Origin of the sequence: Kocuria tytonicola, from assembly GCF_003687455.1 — a bacterium.
GTDB classification, from domain to species: domain Bacteria; phylum Actinomycetota; class Actinomycetes; order Actinomycetales; family Micrococcaceae; genus Kocuria; species Kocuria tytonicola.
Window position 1 is genome coordinate 34,320 of sequence record NZ_PHOA01000005.1, and the last position, 15,592, is coordinate 49,911.

17 protein-coding genes are annotated in these 15,592 nt (G+C 69.5%); 15 read left to right on the plus strand and 2 right to left on the minus strand.

Annotated elements, in window-relative coordinates; genetic code table 11:
- Positions 1 to 2: 2 nt before the first annotated feature.
- From rlmN to glmM, 12 genes are all read left to right on the plus strand, one after another.
- Complete coding sequence (gene rlmN / locus CWC38_RS01510) at positions 3 to 1,151, plus strand: dual-specificity RNA methyltransferase RlmN (RefSeq protein WP_121845080.1); 1,149 nt, start codon at positions 3 to 5, stop codon at positions 1,149 to 1,151.
- Positions 1,152 to 1,395: 244 nt separating this feature from the next.
- Positions 1,396 to 1,617 carry a translation initiation factor IF-1 gene (gene infA / locus CWC38_RS01515; protein ID WP_012397711.1) on the plus strand — a complete coding sequence of 74 codons (222 nt, stop codon included), beginning with the start codon at positions 1,396 to 1,398 and terminating at the stop codon, positions 1,615 to 1,617.
- 89 nt (positions 1,618 to 1,706) lie between these two features.
- Positions 1,707 to 1,820, plus strand: a complete 114-nt coding sequence (gene rpmJ / locus CWC38_RS01520) for a 50S ribosomal protein L36 (protein WP_012397712.1) — start codon at positions 1,707 to 1,709, stop codon at positions 1,818 to 1,820.
- 158 nt (positions 1,821 to 1,978) lie between these two features.
- Positions 1,979 to 2,347, plus strand: coding sequence for a 30S ribosomal protein S13 (rpsM, locus tag CWC38_RS01525; protein WP_012397713.1), 369 nt, complete (start codon positions 1,979 to 1,981; stop codon positions 2,345 to 2,347).
- Between the two features lie 58 nt (positions 2,348 to 2,405).
- On the plus strand, positions 2,406 to 2,810 hold the full coding sequence (rpsK, locus tag CWC38_RS01530) for a 30S ribosomal protein S11 (RefSeq protein ID WP_055085385.1): 405 nt from the start codon (positions 2,406 to 2,408) through the stop codon (positions 2,808 to 2,810).
- Between the two features lie 147 nt (positions 2,811 to 2,957).
- Complete coding sequence (locus CWC38_RS01535; protein WP_121845081.1) at positions 2,958 to 3,977, plus strand: DNA-directed RNA polymerase subunit alpha; 1,020 nt, start codon at positions 2,958 to 2,960, stop codon at positions 3,975 to 3,977.
- 71 nt (positions 3,978 to 4,048) lie between these two features.
- Positions 4,049 to 4,813: a 50S ribosomal protein L17, sunset domain variant gene (rplQ, locus tag CWC38_RS01540; RefSeq protein ID WP_121845082.1), complete on the plus strand. Its 765-nt coding sequence runs from the start codon at positions 4,049 to 4,051 to the stop codon at positions 4,811 to 4,813.
- A gap of 105 nt (positions 4,814 to 4,918) precedes the next feature.
- Positions 4,919 to 5,968, plus strand: a complete 1,050-nt coding sequence (locus CWC38_RS01545; RefSeq protein WP_121845083.1) for a tRNA pseudouridine synthase A — start codon at positions 4,919 to 4,921, stop codon at positions 5,966 to 5,968.
- A gap of 306 nt (positions 5,969 to 6,274) precedes the next feature.
- Positions 6,275 to 6,718 (plus strand): 50S ribosomal protein L13, encoded by a 444-nt coding sequence (gene rplM, locus CWC38_RS01550; protein WP_121845084.1) that lies wholly within the window; start codon positions 6,275 to 6,277, stop codon positions 6,716 to 6,718.
- 32 nt (positions 6,719 to 6,750) lie between these two features.
- Entirely contained in the window at positions 6,751 to 7,251 is a 501-nt protein-coding gene (gene rpsI / locus CWC38_RS01555; RefSeq protein ID WP_121845085.1) for a 30S ribosomal protein S9, read from the plus strand.
- Between the two features lie 182 nt (positions 7,252 to 7,433).
- Positions 7,434 to 8,474 carry a polyphosphate kinase 2 gene (ppk2, locus tag CWC38_RS01560; protein ID WP_165860311.1) on the plus strand — a complete coding sequence of 347 codons (1,041 nt, stop codon included), beginning with the start codon at positions 7,434 to 7,436 and terminating at the stop codon, positions 8,472 to 8,474.
- A 48-nt stretch (positions 8,475 to 8,522) separates the two neighbouring features.
- Complete coding sequence (gene glmM / locus CWC38_RS01565; protein WP_121845086.1) at positions 8,523 to 9,872, plus strand: phosphoglucosamine mutase; 1,350 nt, start codon at positions 8,523 to 8,525, stop codon at positions 9,870 to 9,872.
- Between the two features lie 139 nt (positions 9,873 to 10,011).
- Here the strand turns inward: glmM and mscL are convergent, their stop codons facing one another.
- Together mscL and coaA are read right to left on the minus strand one after the other, a co-directional pair.
- A complete protein-coding gene (mscL, locus tag CWC38_RS01570) occupies positions 10,012 to 10,446 on the minus strand; it encodes a large conductance mechanosensitive channel protein MscL (protein WP_121845091.1) in 435 nt (144 codons plus the stop codon).
- Positions 10,447 to 10,556: 110 nt separating this feature from the next.
- Positions 10,557 to 11,513, minus strand: a complete 957-nt coding sequence (gene coaA, locus CWC38_RS01575) for a type I pantothenate kinase (RefSeq protein WP_121845087.1) — start codon at positions 11,511 to 11,513, stop codon at positions 10,557 to 10,559.
- A gap of 72 nt (positions 11,514 to 11,585) precedes the next feature.
- Between coaA and glmS the strand changes: the two genes are divergently transcribed.
- The 3 genes from glmS to CWC38_RS01590 all read left to right on the plus strand — a co-directional run.
- Positions 11,586 to 13,469, plus strand: coding sequence for a glutamine--fructose-6-phosphate transaminase (isomerizing) (glmS, locus tag CWC38_RS01580; protein WP_121845088.1), 1,884 nt, complete (start codon positions 11,586 to 11,588; stop codon positions 13,467 to 13,469).
- Positions 13,470 to 13,558: 89 nt separating this feature from the next.
- Entirely contained in the window at positions 13,559 to 13,930 is a 372-nt protein-coding gene (locus tag CWC38_RS01585; protein ID WP_121845089.1) for a holo-ACP synthase, read from the plus strand.
- The coding region (locus tag CWC38_RS01590) for a bifunctional ADP-dependent NAD(P)H-hydrate dehydratase/NAD(P)H-hydrate epimerase (protein ID WP_133306227.1) at positions 13,923 to 15,592 on the plus strand (1,670 nt) is incomplete at its 3' end. The genes CWC38_RS01585 and CWC38_RS01590, both read left to right, overlap by 8 nt.

The window sequence follows — 15,592 nt, forward strand, 5'->3', positions numbered from 1 at the left end:
CCATGACCGCCCAGCCCGTAGAGATCACCCCAAGGCCGAAGACCGGCCAGCTCGTCTTCACGCCCGCCCGGCGGGGCAAGCCTCCGCTGCACATCGCGGACTTCGACATGGCGGGACGCAAGGCTTTCCTGAAGGAGGCCGGGTCCCCGGCCTTCCGCGCCTCACAGCTCTCCAAGCACTACTTCGAGCGCTTCGAGGCGGACCCCGCCGCCATGACCGACCTGCCCGCGGACCAGCGGGAGGAGCTCGTGGGCAAGGCCCTGCCGCCGCTGCTCACCACGGTTCGCCAGCTGCGGGCGGACCAGGGCATGACCGTGAAGTCCGTCCACCGGCTCTTCGACAACGCCATGGTGGAGTCCGTGCTCATGCGCTACGACAAGCGCGTGACCATGTGCATCTCCTCCCAGGCCGGCTGCGGCATGAACTGCCCGTTCTGCGCCACGGGGCAGTCGGGGCTGACCCGCAACCTGTCGGCGGCGGAGATCGTGGACCAGGTGGTGCAGGGCGTCCGGGCACTGCGTGACGGCGTGGTCGGGGATCCGGAGGAGGCACCGCAGCGCGTGTCCAACATCGTCTTCATGGGCATGGGTGAGGCACTGGCGAACTACAAGGCCACCATGGGTGCGGTGCACCGGATCATCGACCCGTCCCCGGAGGGGCTCGGCATCTCGGCCCGTGGGCTCACCATGTCCACCGTGGGCCTCGTCCCGGGCATCCGCAAGTTCACCCTGGAGAAGCTCCCCATCACCCTCGCGCTGTCCCTGCACGCGCCGGACGACGAGCTGCGGGACGAGCTCATCCCCATCAACACCCGCTGGAAGGTGGACGAGGCCCTCGACGCCGCCAGGGAGTACTACGACGCCACGGGGCGGCGCGTCTCGATCGAGTACGCGCTGATCCGGGACATCAACGACCAGGGCTGGCGGGCAGACCTGCTGGGGGAGAAGCTCAACAAGCGCGGTGCCGGGTGGGTCCACGTGAACCCCATTCCGCTGAACCCCACTCCCGGCTCCAAGTGGACCGCGTCGCGCCCCGGGGTGGAGCAGAACTTCGTGGAGCGCCTGCGCGCGCACGGAATCCCCACCACGGTGCGGGACACCCGCGGCTCAGACATCGACGGCGCCTGCGGCCAGCTCGCCACGGACGTCTGAGAGCGGCGTGGGCCCCGCGGTCGTGCGGGGCCGGGCGCCGTCGCGCCAGGGCCCAGAGCCTTGCAAAGCGCGGAAAAAGGGCGTAGTGTCGTGCGTTGGTTGTTTGTGCTCACTGATCGAGCCGTGCCCCCACCTCCGACCCCCGCTACCACTCGTAGTGCGGGGTTGTTCGTCTGGGGGACGCACGATTCGAGCACCGCCGTCCGGACAGACATCCGGACCCCTCGAGAAGTTAGCGGAGGATATGGCCAAGAAAGACGGAGTCATCGAGATCGAAGGCACTGTGGTCGAGGCACTGCCCAACGCGTCGTTCCGCGTTGAGCTGACCAACGGTCACAAGGTGCTCGCCCACATCTCTGGCAAGATGCGCCAGCACTACATCAGGATCCTCCCCGAGGATCGTGTCGTGGTGGAGCTGAGTCCCTATGACCTTTCCCGAGGCCGGATCGTCTACCGCTACAAGTAGCATCCGCGGCCGGGCACTGCACGCAGGAAGTTCTGCGGGTGGCGCACGGCCACAGTGCACACGCCACAACTAGTACGCGAAGGAATGCGATGAAGGTCCAACCGAGCGTCAAGCAGATCTGCGACAAGTGCAAGGTGATCCGCCGCAACGGGCGGGTCATGGTGATCTGCGAGAACCCCCGGCACAAGCAGCGCCAGGGCTGACGGGAACGCTCCCGCCCACGCAAGTGGATTGACAAGAACGGACACCGCAGCCGCCGCCCCAGGGCGCGGCAACCCCCGGCACGGAGGCCGGAGACCGATCGTGAAGCGATTGGGACGCGGTGTTCAAGACCTCCGGTACAACAAGGAGAACCGCCACTATGGCTCGTCTCGCAGGCGTCGATCTTCCCCGTGAAAAGCGGCTGGAAGTTGCGCTGACCTACATCTACGGCGTGGGCCGTACCCGCGCACTGGAAACCCTGGAAGCCACGGGCATCTCCGGGGACGTGCGCGTCAAGGATCTCACCGATCCGCAGCTCGTGGAGCTGCGCGACTACATCGAAGGCAACTACAAGGTCGAAGGCGATCTGCGCCGTGAGGTGGCCGCCGACATCCGCCGCAAGGTCGAGATCGGCAGCTACCAGGGCCTGCGCCACCGCCGCGGTCTGCCCGTCCACGGCCAGCGCACCAAGACCAACGCACGCACCCGCAAGGGTCCCAAGCGCACGGTCGCCGGTAAGAAGAAGTAATCGTGGTCGCCATCGCGCAGATGGCTGATCAACGTCGAAGATCTTTGTAGGAGAATCCATGGCCCAGAAGACTCGCGCGACGGCGGCCCGCAAGCCCCGTCGCAAGGTGAACAAGAATGTGACCCAAGGTCAGGCTCACATCAAGTCCACGTTCAACAACACCATCGTGTCCATCACCGATCCCTCGGGTGCGGTCCTGTCGTGGGCCTCGGCCGGCGGCGTGGGCTTCAAGGGCTCGCGCAAGTCCACGCCGTTCGCCGCCCAGCAGGCCGCGGAGGCCGCTGCCAAGGGTGCGCAGGAGCACGGCATGCGCAAGGTGGATGTGTTCGTCAAGGGACCGGGCTCGGGACGCGAGACCGCGATCCGCGCCCTGCAGGCAACCGGGCTGGAGGTCGGCTCCATCCAGGACGTGACCCCGTCCGCGCACAACGGCTGCCGTCCCCCCAAGCGCCGCCGCGTCTGATTCGTGTCGCGTGGTCACCGGGCCCCTCGGGGTCCGGTGACCACGCATCGACGCGGTGACCACGCCTGCTCACCGCGGCATCCACCCATTTTGTTTTCCACCACCTGCGTGCGTCATATGGCGGAGGCACGCTGAAAGGAAACATCAGTGCTCATCGCACAGCGTCCCACCCTCACGGAAGAGGTCGTGGCGGACAACCGCTCCCGGTTCGTGATCGAACCGCTCGAGCCGGGTTTCGGCTACACCCTCGGCAACTCCCTGCGCCGCACGCTCCTGTCCTCCATCCCCGGGGCCTCCGTGACCAGCATCCGCATCGACGGCGTGCTGCACGAGTTCTCCACGGTGGAGGGCGTCAAGGAGGACGTCACCGAGCTCATCCTGAACATCAAGAAGCTCTCGCTGTCCTCCGAGGAGGACGAGCCCGTGACCGCATGGCTGCGCAAGCAGGGCCCGGGCGAGGTCACCGCCGCGGACATCTCGGCCCCGGCCGGTGTGGAGGTCCACAACCCGGAGCTGCACATCGCCACGCTGAACTCCAAAGGTCAGCTGGAGATCGAGCTGACCATCGAGCGCGGCCGCGGCTACGTCTCGGCGGCGCAGAACAAGTCCGGTGACGCGGAGGTCGGTCGGATCCCCGTGGACTCGATCTACTCGCCCGTCCTCAAGGTGACCTTCCGCGTGGAGGCCACCCGTGTGGAGCAGCGCACCGACTTCGACAAGCTCATCCTCGACGTGGAGACCAAGGAGGCCATCTCCCCGCGTGACGCGGTGGCTTCCGCGGGCACCACGCTGGTGGAGCTGTTCGGGCTCGCCCGTGAGCTGAACTCCGCGGCCGAGGGCATCGAGATCGGGCCGTCGCCCACGGACGCGGCTGCGGCTGCGGACATGGCGCTGCCCATCGAGGACCTCGAGCTGTCCGTCCGCTCGTACAACTGCCTCAAGCGCGAGGGCATCCACAGCGTGGGTGAGCTCGTGGGCCGTTCCGAGGCGGACCTCATGGACATCCGCAACTTCGGTGCCAAGTCCATCGACGAGGTCAAGGACAAGCTCGGCGAGCTGGGCCTGGCCCTGAAGGATTCCCCTCCGGGCTACGACCTCGCCGCCCACGCGGCGTCCCTCGAGGACGAGGACGACAACAACAACCCGTTCGACGTCGATCTCGACTGACGCGCACACCACTTTCCGTGCCCCGCGGCCGCTGAGGCGGCCGCGCGGGACCGATCACCAGGAGACCTGATATGCCTACCCCTACCAAGGGACCCCGTCTCGGCGCCGGGCCGACCCACGAGCGCATGATCCTCTCGAACATGTCCCAGCAGCTGTTCGAGCACAAGCGCATCACCACCACCGTGACCAAGGCCAAGCGCCTGCGTCCCGTGGCCGAGCGCCTGATCACCTTCGCCAAGCGCGGTGACCTCGCCTCCCGCCGTCGTGTCATGCGCCAGCTGACCGACAAGTCCGTGGTGCACGAGCTGTTCACCAGCATCGCCTCCGCCATGGAGGGCCGCGAGGGCGGCTACACGCGCATCACCAAGATCGGCAACCGCAAGGGTGACAACGCCCCCATGGCCGTGATCGAGCTGGTCATGGAGCCCGTGGCCTCCCAGGCCACGGTGTCCGAGGCGGAGCGGGCCACTGCCAAGGCCGCGCCGGCTCCCGCCGCCCCCGTGGACACCCCGGCCGGTTCCTCGGCCGCGGACGTCAAGGAGAAGGAGATCCCCGCGGACGAGCAGGCCCCGGCCGTGGGCTCCGAGGAGGCCGCCGAGGTCGCCGCCGAGAACCAGAACGCCGAGTTCCCCGGCTCGCACGCCCCGCTGGAGTCCGGCGAGGCCCCCGAGGGCTACGCCGTCAAGGGCAACCGCAACTCCATGAAGTACCACGTGCCCGGTTCGCGCTGGTACTCCGGCACCACTGCGGAGATCTGGTTCGACTCCCCGGCCAACGCCGAGGCAGCCGGCTTCCAGCCCGCGGGTGGCGCAGCCGCCCAGAAGATCTCCGAGTAGTCGCGAGGTCCCCGGTCGCGTGAGCACCGGTTCCGACGCCGCCGCAGGTAGCCTGCGGCGGCGTCGTCGTACCCGGAGTCCGTGCGGGGGAGAGGAGCAGGATTCGTGCAGGACGAACTGAACAGGCTGCGCATCGACCTGGCCTACGACGGCGCTCCGTTCCGCGGGTGGGCGCGGCAGCCGGGGCTGCCCAGCGTCCAGTCCGCCGTGGAGGACGCGCTCGAGCTCGTCGTGCGCCGCCCGTGCACCACGGTGGTGGCCGGGCGCACCGACACGGGAGTGCACGCGCGGCGCCAGACGCTGCACGTGGACGTCCCCTCGGAGGTCGTGCGGCGCGCAGGGGCTTCCGGCGGGGAACCGACCGCGCCCGACGAGGACGGTACGCGCGGCAGGCGGGCAGCCAGCGGGGGCTGCGCCCCCGACGCGACGGTGCGGGCATCCGACGGCGACGCCGCGTCCCGCGTCCCGTCGGCGCCCGGCCCTGACGGGGGCGGCGAGGACGCGGCGTGGTCGGGTGAACCCGTCCCCGGGCTCACGCGTCGACTGAACGGCGCGTTGAACCGGGTGCTCGGCAAGGACCGCACGGCGGACGGCTGGGAGCCGGCCGTGGGCGCGGTGGTGGTGCATGACGTCGTCGTGGCGCCCGCGGGGTTCGACGCCCGCTTCTCCGCGCTGTCCCGCGGCTACCTCTACCGGATCGCGGACACCGTGACCGGTCACGACCCCCTGACCCGGGGGTTCGCGTGGTGGCTGGGGCGGGAGCTGGACGTTCCCGCGATGGACGCCGCCGTGCGCGAGCTGCTGGGGCTGCACGACTTCCTGAGCTTCTGCAAGCCGCGCGAGGGCGCCACCACCGTGCGCGAGCTGCAGCGCGCGGGAGTGCGGCGGGACGGCACGGGGATGATCACGGTGCGGCTCACCGCGGACGCGTTCTGCCACCACATGGTGCGCTCGGTCGTGGGTGCCGTCGTGCGGGTGGGGGAGGGGCGGCGCGCCGCCGCCTGGCCGGGCGAGCGGCTGCGCGCGCGGACCCGGGACGCGTCCGTCGTGATGGCCCCGGCGCACGGGCTCGTGCTGGACGCCGTGGACTACCCCGAGGCGTCCCGGCTCGAGGAGCGAGCGGTGCTCACCCGGGCCCGGCGCGAGGAGGCGTGAGACGATCCGCGCGGGGACGGCGCGGCTCCGAGCGCCCGCTCGTGCGGTGTCCGCGCGCGGCCCCGCGGCGCGGAGCCAGGTGGCACGTGGGGCGGCAATCCGGTAGCATGGGGCGCTGTTGTGCGTGTTCTGCCCCGGTTCACGTGTACCCGCTACGGTCGCTCATGTTGCAGAGCGCACGGCCGAGCGGTGCACCGGGTTGCGGACGCACGGATGCCGCCCGGATCTCACCCGGGCCCCGAAGCACAGCGGAACAGATCGACACGAGTAATCGTGTCTTCACCAGACAAACGAAGGCAGATCAACGTGCGTACGTACACTCCGAAGCCCGGTGACGTCCAGCGTCAGTGGCACGTCATCGACGCCACCGACGTCGTCCTGGGTCGTCTTGCCAGCCAGACCGCAACACTGCTGCGCGGGAAGCACAAGCCGACCTTCGCCCCCCACGTGGACACCGGCGATTTCGTCATCATCATCAACGCGGAGAAGGTGGCCCTGACCGGCGCCAAGCTCCAGAAGAAGCGCGCCTACCGGCACTCCGGCTACCCGGGCGGACTCAAGTCCACCAACTACGCCGAGCTGCTCGCCAAGAACCCCACGCGCGCCGTCGAGAAGGCCGTGAAGGGCATGCTGCCCAAGAACAAGCTGGCCGCCCAGCAGCTGTCCAAGCTGAAGGTGTACGCCGGTGCCGAGCACCCGCACGCGGCGCAGCAGCCCACGCCCTACGAATTCACCCAGGTCGCCCAGTAATTCGGGCCAACGAAGAACACATAAGGAGAATCGTGGCTCAGAACACTGACGAGCAGATCACCGAGGACGTGGAGCTGACCAGCTACACCTCCGAGTCCACCGAGTCCGCCACCGGTGCGGTCCTGTCCGAGCGCCCCGCGCTGACGGTGCCCGGCCAGGCAGTGGGCCGCCGCAAGCAGGCCGTGGCCCGCGTGCGCCTGGTCCCCGGCTCCGGCAAGTGGACCGTCAACGGCCGCAGCCTGGAGGAGTACTTCCCCAACAAGCTGCACCAGCAGGAGGTGAACGATCCGTTCACCCTCCTCGAGCTGCAGGGCGGCTACGACGTGATCGCCCGCATCTCCGGCGGCGGCCCCTCCGGCCAGGCCGGCGCGCTGCGCCTGGGCGTGGCTCGTGCGCTCAACGAGATCGACGCCGAGCACAACCGCCCGGCCCTCAAGAAGGCTGGCTTCCTCACTCGCGACGCCCGCGTCATCGAGCGCAAGAAGGCCGGTCTCAAGAAGGCCCGCAAGGCTCCGCAGTACTCCAAGCGCTAAACACGGGAACGGCCCGGCTCAGCCCAGGCGTTCTCCGACAGGGCCTCGTCCCCCGGCTTCGGCCGGGAGCCGGGGCCCTGCCCCGTGCCCGGGGTGTTTTGCGGGCAACCCACGGATGACGCGGGCGTAAAATGTGAGCCGGAGCACCGTCGCTCCCACCGCACCGTCACGAGAGGGCCCGCATGAGCAAGCAACCGGACCAGCAGCAGGAGAACGCCATCATCGAGAAGGCGGAGGACGAGGCGGCGCAGCACGTCGTCAAGGGCCACGCGGTCCAGGAGGCGCTCAAGAAGGAGCAGCACCGGGTCTCCGTGGTGGAGGACTACGCGGCGGAGCTGGACGAGATCTCCGAACTGGACAAGAAGCTCCACAAGGAGAGCGGGGTCAAGGACTCCCAGGCGTGGAAGATCGGCTACCCGTACGACGAGAAGCTGTCCCGCAAGGAGTACGAGAAGACCAAGCGCGCCCTGCAGATCGAGCTTCTGAAGCTGCAGCTGTGGATCAAGGAGACGGGCCAGAAGCTGCTCATCATCTTCGAGGGCCGTGACGCCGCCGGCAAGGGCGGGGCGATCAAGCGTTTCACCGAGCACATGAACCCCCGCGGGGCGCGTGTGGTGGCGCTGGAGAAGCCCACGGACATCGAGCAGACCCAGTGGTACTTCCAGCGCTACGTGCAGCACCTGCCCTCCGGCGGTGAGATCGTGCTCATGGACCGCTCCTGGTACAACCGCGCGGGCGTGGAGCGCGTGATGGGCTACTGCACCTCCCAGCAGTACTACGAGTTCATGCGCCAGGCGCCCGAGTTCGAACGCATGCTCGTGAACTCGGACACGCACCTCATCAAGTTCTGGTTCTCCGTGACCCGGGCGGAGCAGCTGGCACGGTTCCAGTCCCGGCGGACGGACCCGGTGCGCCAGTGGAAGCTGTCCCCCACGGACGTGGCGTCCCTGGACAAGTGGGACGACTACACCGAGGCCAAGGAGGCCATGTTCTTCTACACGGACACCGGGGACGCGCCCTGGACCGTGATCAAGTCCAACGACAAGAAGCGGGCCCGCCTGGAGGCCATGCGCCACGTGCTCAACCAGTTCGACTACCCCAACAAGGATCGCGAACTCGTGGGCGTGGTGGATTCCAGGATCGTGGGTGGCGCGTCCGACCTCACCGACGACAACGGTGCCAACCCGGACGGGTTCCCGGTGGTGCGTCCGGGCAAGGACTGAGGCGGATGCGCCGGGTTTCCCCAGCGGAGGGCCGTAGGATGATCTGCGATGTCTAGAATCTTTGGAACGGACGGCGTCCGCGGACTCGCGAACGGCCTCCTCACAGCTGAACTTGCCATGGAACTCTCGCAGGCCGCGGCGATCGTCCTGGGTCACCGTCACGCGGAGCACGGAAGGCGCCCCACGGCCGTGGTGGCCCGGGACGGCCGTGCCAGCGGGGAGTTCATCGGGGCCGCGGTCACCGCGGGTCTCGCGAGCTCCGGCGTGGACGTGTACGACGCCGGCGTGCTCCCCACTCCTGCGGCCGCGTACCTGGTGGGGGACATCGACGCCGACTTCGGCGTGATGATCTCCGCGTCCCACAACCCCGCGCCGGACAACGGGATCAAGTTCCTGGCCCACGGGGGCAAGAAGCTCCCCGACGCCGTGGAGGACAGCATCCAGGAGGTCTACGAGTCCAAGGAGTTCGTGCGCCCCACCGGGGCGGACGTGGGCCGCGTGACCCGCCTGTCCGATGCGGAGGACCGCTACATCCTCCACCTCGTGGGAGCGATTCCCCATCGCCTGGACGGGCTGTCCATCGTTCTGGACTGCGCCCACGGGGCGGCCTCGGGTGCCTCGCCGGACGCGTTCCGCGACGCAGGTGCCACCGTGCACGTGATCGGCGCGGAGCCGGACGGGTTGAACATCAACGACGGCGTGGGCTCCACGCACCTGGATCCGCTGAAGCGGGCGGTGCGCGAGCTGGGCGCGGACATGGGCATCGCCCACGACGGCGACGCCGACCGGTGCCTCGCGGTGGACCACACCGGCACCGAGGTGGACGGTGACCAGATCATGTGCATCCTGGCCCTGGCCATGAAGGATGCCGGCACGCTGCGCGAGGACACGCTCGTGGCCACGGTCATGAGCAACCTGGGCCTGCAGCTGGCGCTGCAGGACGCGGGGATCAACCTGGTCCGCACCTCCGTGGGGGACCGCTACGTCCTGGAGTCCATGGTGGCCAACGGCTACAACCTGGGTGGTGAGCAGTCCGGCCACGTGATCATGGCCGACTACGCCACCACCGGTGACGGCCTGCTCACCGGGTTGATGCTGGCCTCACGGGTGGCCCAGACGGGAATGCCGCTGCAGGAACTGGCGCGGTCCATGACCCGGATGCCCCAGGTCATGATCAACGTGAAGAACGTGGACAAGGCGGCCGCGAAGACGAGCGCCCCGGTGCTCGAGGCGGTGTCCCGCACCGAGGAGCGCCTCGGGGAGGAGGGCCGTGTGCTGCTCCGCCCCTCCGGCACCGAACCGGTGGTCCGGGTGATGGTGGAGGCCGCCACCCACGAGGACGCCCGGCGCGAGGCCGAGGAGCTGGTCTCCGTGGTGGAGGGGCACCTGAGTCTGTAGCCGGTCACCTGGTACGGGGCCCGGGGGAGACCTGTCCCGGAGCCCTGTGCCCGCGGGAGAGTCGGCAGTCGGCGCAGAGGGCCCCGCATCCGTGGTGGATGCGGGGCCCTCTGTCGTGAGCTGGGTCGTGGGGGAGGGGTCAGACGGCCGGGCCGGAGTGACGGCCCTCGGTGCGCAGGGCGTCGGGATGGGCCGTGAGCGCGTCGCGGATCTCGGTCAGCAGCACGGTGTTGGGATCCGCGGGCTCCTCGGTGGGTTCGATGCCCATGCGACGGTTGCGGCGCTCGATCATCTTGTTCATGGGCATCACGATGCAGAAGTACACGGCGGCCGCGATGAGCAGGAAGTTGACGACGGCGGTCAGCAGGACGCCGAACTTCAGCTCGTTGCCGCGCAGGGTGACCACGGCGAAGGTGTCGAAGTTGGGGGACCCCACGACGGCGGAGATGGCGGGCATGAGCACGCTCTCCACGAGGGCGTTGACGATCTTGGAGAAGGCGGCGCCGATGATGACGGCCACGGCCAGGTCCATCACGTTGCCCTTCATGATGAATTCTTTGAAACCACTAAGCATGGCGCTCACAGTACAGAGCGTCATCAAGGATCGGGAAATCGGCGGCGTAACCTATCGCGGAACGCATGCGAAAAGCAAAGAGGCTGAGCACTTTTCCCGGCGTGCCCGGCTCAGTTCTTGCGCAGCAGCACCCGACGGATCTTGTGGTCGTGGTCCTTGGAGAGGATGAGCCGCGCCCGGCCCCGGGTGGGGCGGACGTTCTGGACGAGGTTCGGCTCGTTGATCCGGTGCCAGATGTCCGTGGCCACGTCGCGCGCCTCCTCGTCCGTGAGGCTCGCGTAGCGGTGGAAGTAGGACTCCGGGTCCGCGAAGGCGGAGGAGCGCAGCGCGCGGAAGCGGTCCACGTACCAGCTCTCGATGTCCTGGGTGCGGGCATCCACGTAGATGCTGAAGTCGAAGAAGTCGCTCAGTGCCAGGGCCGTGCGCTTGCCGCTCTCCAGCTTGGCGGGGGCGAGGACGTTGAGCCCCTCCACGATCACCACGTCCGGGCGCGTGACCACGACCTCCTCGTCCGGCAGGATGTCGTAGGTCACGTGGGAGTACTTGGGTGCGCGCACCTCGGGGGCCCCGGACTTGATCTCCGAGACGAAGCGCAGCAGCGCGCGGCGGTCGTAGGACTCGGGGAACCCCTTGCGGTCCATGAGTCCCCGCCGCTTGAGCTCGGCATTGGGGTACAGGAAGCCGTCGGTGGTGACCAGCTGGACGTTCGGGGTGGAGGGCCAGCGGGCGAGCATCTCCCGCAGCAGGCGCGCCGTGGTGGACTTGCCCGCCGCCACGGAACCGGCGATCCCGATCACGAACGGGGTGCGTGCGTGGTGCTCCCCGAGGAACGAGTTGGTCGCCGCGTTGAGCTGCGTGGAGGACATGTCGTAGAGCGTGAGCAGCCGGGAGAGGGGCAGGTACACCTCGCGCACCTCGTCCACGTCCAGGCGGTCACCGAGACCGCGCAGGTTCTCGATCTCCTGCGCGGTGAGGGGGACGTCGATCTCGTGCGAGAGACGGGACCACGTCTGGCGGTCCAGCTCCACGAAGGGAGAGACGCGCTGGGAAAGGGGGTGTGTGCTCATGCTCGGACCAGTGTAGGCCCGCGGTGGGGTGGGGAGCGTAGGGCACGATGCGTTTCCGGTACAGTGCTTCGCATGTGTGGAATTGTGGGATATGTGGGCTCAGAGCGTGCTGAGGGGCGGAAGCACACTGCACTCGACGTGATTCTCGAGGGGCTGCGCCGCCTGGAGTACCGGGGGTACGACTCCGCCGGAGTGGCCGTCATCGCGGACGGCGAGGTGGAGTACCGCAAGAAGGCGGGAAAGCTCAGCAACCTGGTGGCGGAGCTCGAGGAGCACCCGCTGCCGGAGTCGACCATCGGCATCGGGCACACCCGCTGGGCCACCCACGGCGGTCCCTCGGACGTCAACGCCCACCCCCACGTGGTGGACGGCGGCAAGCTCGCCATGATCCACAACGGGATCATCGAGAACTTCAGCGAGATCAAGCGTGAGCTGAGCGCACAGGGTGAGAGCTTCGTGTCCGAGACGGACACCGAGGTGGCCGCCGTGCTGCTTGCGCGCACGTACAACGCCCAGCCGGAGGGCCAGAAGGACCTCACGGTGGCCATGCAGGACACCTGCCGCCGCCTGGAGGGCGCCTTCACCCTGCTGGCCGTGCACGCGGACGTCCCGGACCGGGTGGTGGCAGCACGCCGCAACTCCCCGCTCGTGATCGGGCTGGGCGACGGCGAGAACTTCCTGGGCTCGGACGTCTCCGGCTTCATCGACTACACCAGGCGCGCGGTGGAGATGGGTCAGGACCAGATCGTCACCATCACCGCGGACGACTACACGATCGTGGACTTTGAGGGCAACCCGGCGCAGGGCAAGCCCTTCGACATCGAGTGGGACGCCGCGGCCGCCGAGAAGGACGGCTACCCCTCCTTCATGGAGAAGGAGATCCACGACCAGCCCGCCGCCGTGGGGGACACCCTGCTGGGCCGTCTGGACGAGAACGGCAGCCTCACGCTGGACGAGATCAAGATCGACGAGTCGGTCCTGCGCTCGATCGACAAGATCGTGGTGATCGCGTGCGGCACCGCCGCGTACGCCGGTCAGGTGGCGCGCTACGCCATCGAGCACTGGTGCCGGATCCCCACCGAGGTGGAGCTGGCCCACGAGTTCCGCTACCGGGACCCCATCGTGAACGAGAAGACCCTCGTGGTGGCCGTCTCCCAGTCCGGCGAGACCATGGACACCCTCATGGCCGTGCGCCACGCCCAGGAGCAGGGCGCCAAGGTCGTGGCCATCTGCAACACCAACGGCTCCACGATCCCCCGTGAGGCGGACGCGGTGCTCTACACCCACGCGGGTCCGGAGATCGCGGTGGCCTCCACCAAGGCGTTCCTGGCGCAGATCACGGCGGCCTACCTCCTGGGCCTGTACTTGGCCCAGCTGCGCGGCAACAAGTACAAGGACGAGATCGCGTCCCTGCTGACCGAGCTGGAGGCCATGCCCGCCAAGATCCAGCGGGTCCTGGACGAGGTGGAGCCCCAGGTCAAGGAGCTCGCCTCCGGCATGAAGGATGCCGGGTCGGTGCTCTTCCTGGGCCGCCACGTGGGCTACCCCGTGGCCATGGAGGGCGCGCTCAAGCTCAAGGAGATCGCCTACATCCACGCCGAGGGCTTCGCCGCCGGCGAGCTCAAGCACGGGCCGATCGCCCTGATCGACCAGGGCCAGCCGGTGATCGTGATCGTGCCCTCGCCGCGCGGCCGGGACTCGCTGCACGCCAAGGTGGTCTCCAACATCCAGGAGATCCGCGCGCGCGGGGCCGAGACCATCGTGATCGCCGAGGAGGGGGACGAGGCGGTGCGCGAGTTCGCCAACCACGTCTTCCACGTCCCCGAGGCGCCCACCCTGCTGCAGCCGCTGCTGGCGACCGTCCCCCTGCAGATCTTCGCGTGCGAGCTCGCGGGAGCCAAGGGCTACGACGTGGACCAGCCGCGCAACCTGGCCAAGTCCGTCACGGTCGAGTAGACGTCACTCGCCGTCGTCGTCTGTGCGGGCGGGCGACGACGCCGCGGGGTCGCCCGTGCGGGTCGGAGGGCGTGGGTAGGCTGGCCCGCATGATCGTGGGAACCGGCGTGGACATCGTGGACATCGCGCGCTTCGAGGGACAGCTCGCCCGCACGCCGCGGCTGCGCGAGCGGCTGTTCGTGCCGCACGAGCGCGAGCTGCCGCTGCGTTCGCTGGCCGCGCGGTTCGCCGTGAAGGAGGCCGCGGCCAAGGCGCTGCAGGCGCCTCCGGGAATGGTCTGGCAGGACTGCTGGACCACGAACGGCGAGCACGGCGCACCTCGGCTGCACACCACGGGCACCGTGGCCGAGCAGCAGCGGCGCCTCGGTGTGGAGTCCTGGCACGTGAGCATCTCCCACGACGGCGGCATGGCCGTGGCGTTCGTCGTGGCCGAGGGACAGGGAGGAACCCGCGGTGATTGAGGCGTATTCCGGTGACCAGGTGCGCGCTGCCGAGCAGCCGTCGCTGGACGGCGGGCTGGGCGGCACGCTCATGCGGCGCGCGGCCCGCGGTCTGGCCCGGGTGTGCGAGGATCAGCTGAGGCGGGTCAACCCCCAGGGGTTGCTGCGCGGTGGCTCCGCCGTGCTCCTGGTGGGATCCGGCAACAACGGCGGGGACGCGCTCTGGGCCGGCGCCTTCCTGAGAGGTCGGGGCATGGCCGTGACCGCCGTGCTCACGGGCTCGCGGGTCCACCAGGAGGGTCTGGCTGTCCTTCGGCGTGCGGGCGGCAGGGTGCTGCGGCTCGTGGCCGAGGACGACCCGCACGGGGGCGGTGCCACGGAGCTGCCGGCCGACGTCGCCGAGGTTCCCACCACCGCCGTGCCCGGGGTCGTGTCGCTCATGTGCTCGGCGCAGCTCGTGGTGGACGGGATGCTCGGAACCGGTGGTCACGGTGGGCTGCGCGGGCTTCCGGCGCAGCTCGTGACGGCCTTCGCCGCGCGGCGCGACGGCGCGGCTCCACGGGTGAGCGCCACTGTCGCGGAGGGCGCCGCCCACCGATCGGAGAGCACCGCCCGCCGTCCGGGGGGCACCGTCCGCGGGGCGGGCGCCCCGGCGCCGTTCCCGGAACGGACTCCCCGGATCGTGGCCTGCGATCTGGTCTCGGGTGTCTCCGCCGACACCGGCGAGGCCCCGGGGCCGGTGCTGCGCGCACACGCCACGGTGACGTTCGGTGCCGCCAAGACCGGACACGTGGTGGCTCCGGGGGAGCAGGCCGCGGGCGAGCTCAGGGTGGTCCCCATCGGCATCGAGGACGAGCTGGGCGAGGCCGCGGTGCACCGGCTCCAGGCGCAGGACGTCCTCGCAGCGTGGCCGCGTCCCGGGGCCACGGACACCAAGTACACGCGCGGGGTGCTGGGTGTGGTGGCCGGTGCTCCCAGCTACCCGGGTGCCGCGATCATGTGCACCCAGGCGGCCGTGAACGCGGGCGCCGGGATGGTCCGCTTCCTGGGTGACGCCACCGCCCGCGCCATGGTGCTGGCCCGCAGCCCCGAGGTGGTGTGCTCCGACGACCAGCCCTGGGACGTGCACGTCCAGGCCTGGCTGGCCGGACCGGGCGTGGTGGGGGACGAGTCCCAGACCGCCCGGGTGCAGGCCGTGATCGAGGCGCCGGAACCCGCCGTTCTGGACGCGGGCGCGCTCGACGCCGCCGCGCGCTCGGTGGCCGACGCCCGCCTGGGTCCGCACAAGATCCTCACCCCGCACGCGGGAGAGCTCTCGCAGATCTTCGAGTGGCTGCACGGCTTCGGGCTGTGCCCCAGCCGCGTGGAACGCACGGACATCGAGGCGAACCCGCTGCACTGGGCCCGTGAGGCGGCGCGTCTCACCGGGGCCACGGTGCTGCTCAAGGGTGCCACCACGGTGATCGCCTCGCCCGTGGCGGTGACCTCGGCCGGGGGTGGAGACCGTGTCCAATGCGGTGAAGAGAGCGGTTCCCAGGGCGAGGACGGCGTCGGTGCCCCAGCACGCGGCGGAACGGACGCGCGGACGGGCGCGGCGGCGTCGTCCTCCGGGGCGGGCGGGTGCCTGTGCCTGAGCGTGGGGGACGCGAGCCCCTGGCTGGCCACGGCCGGGTCGGGGGACAC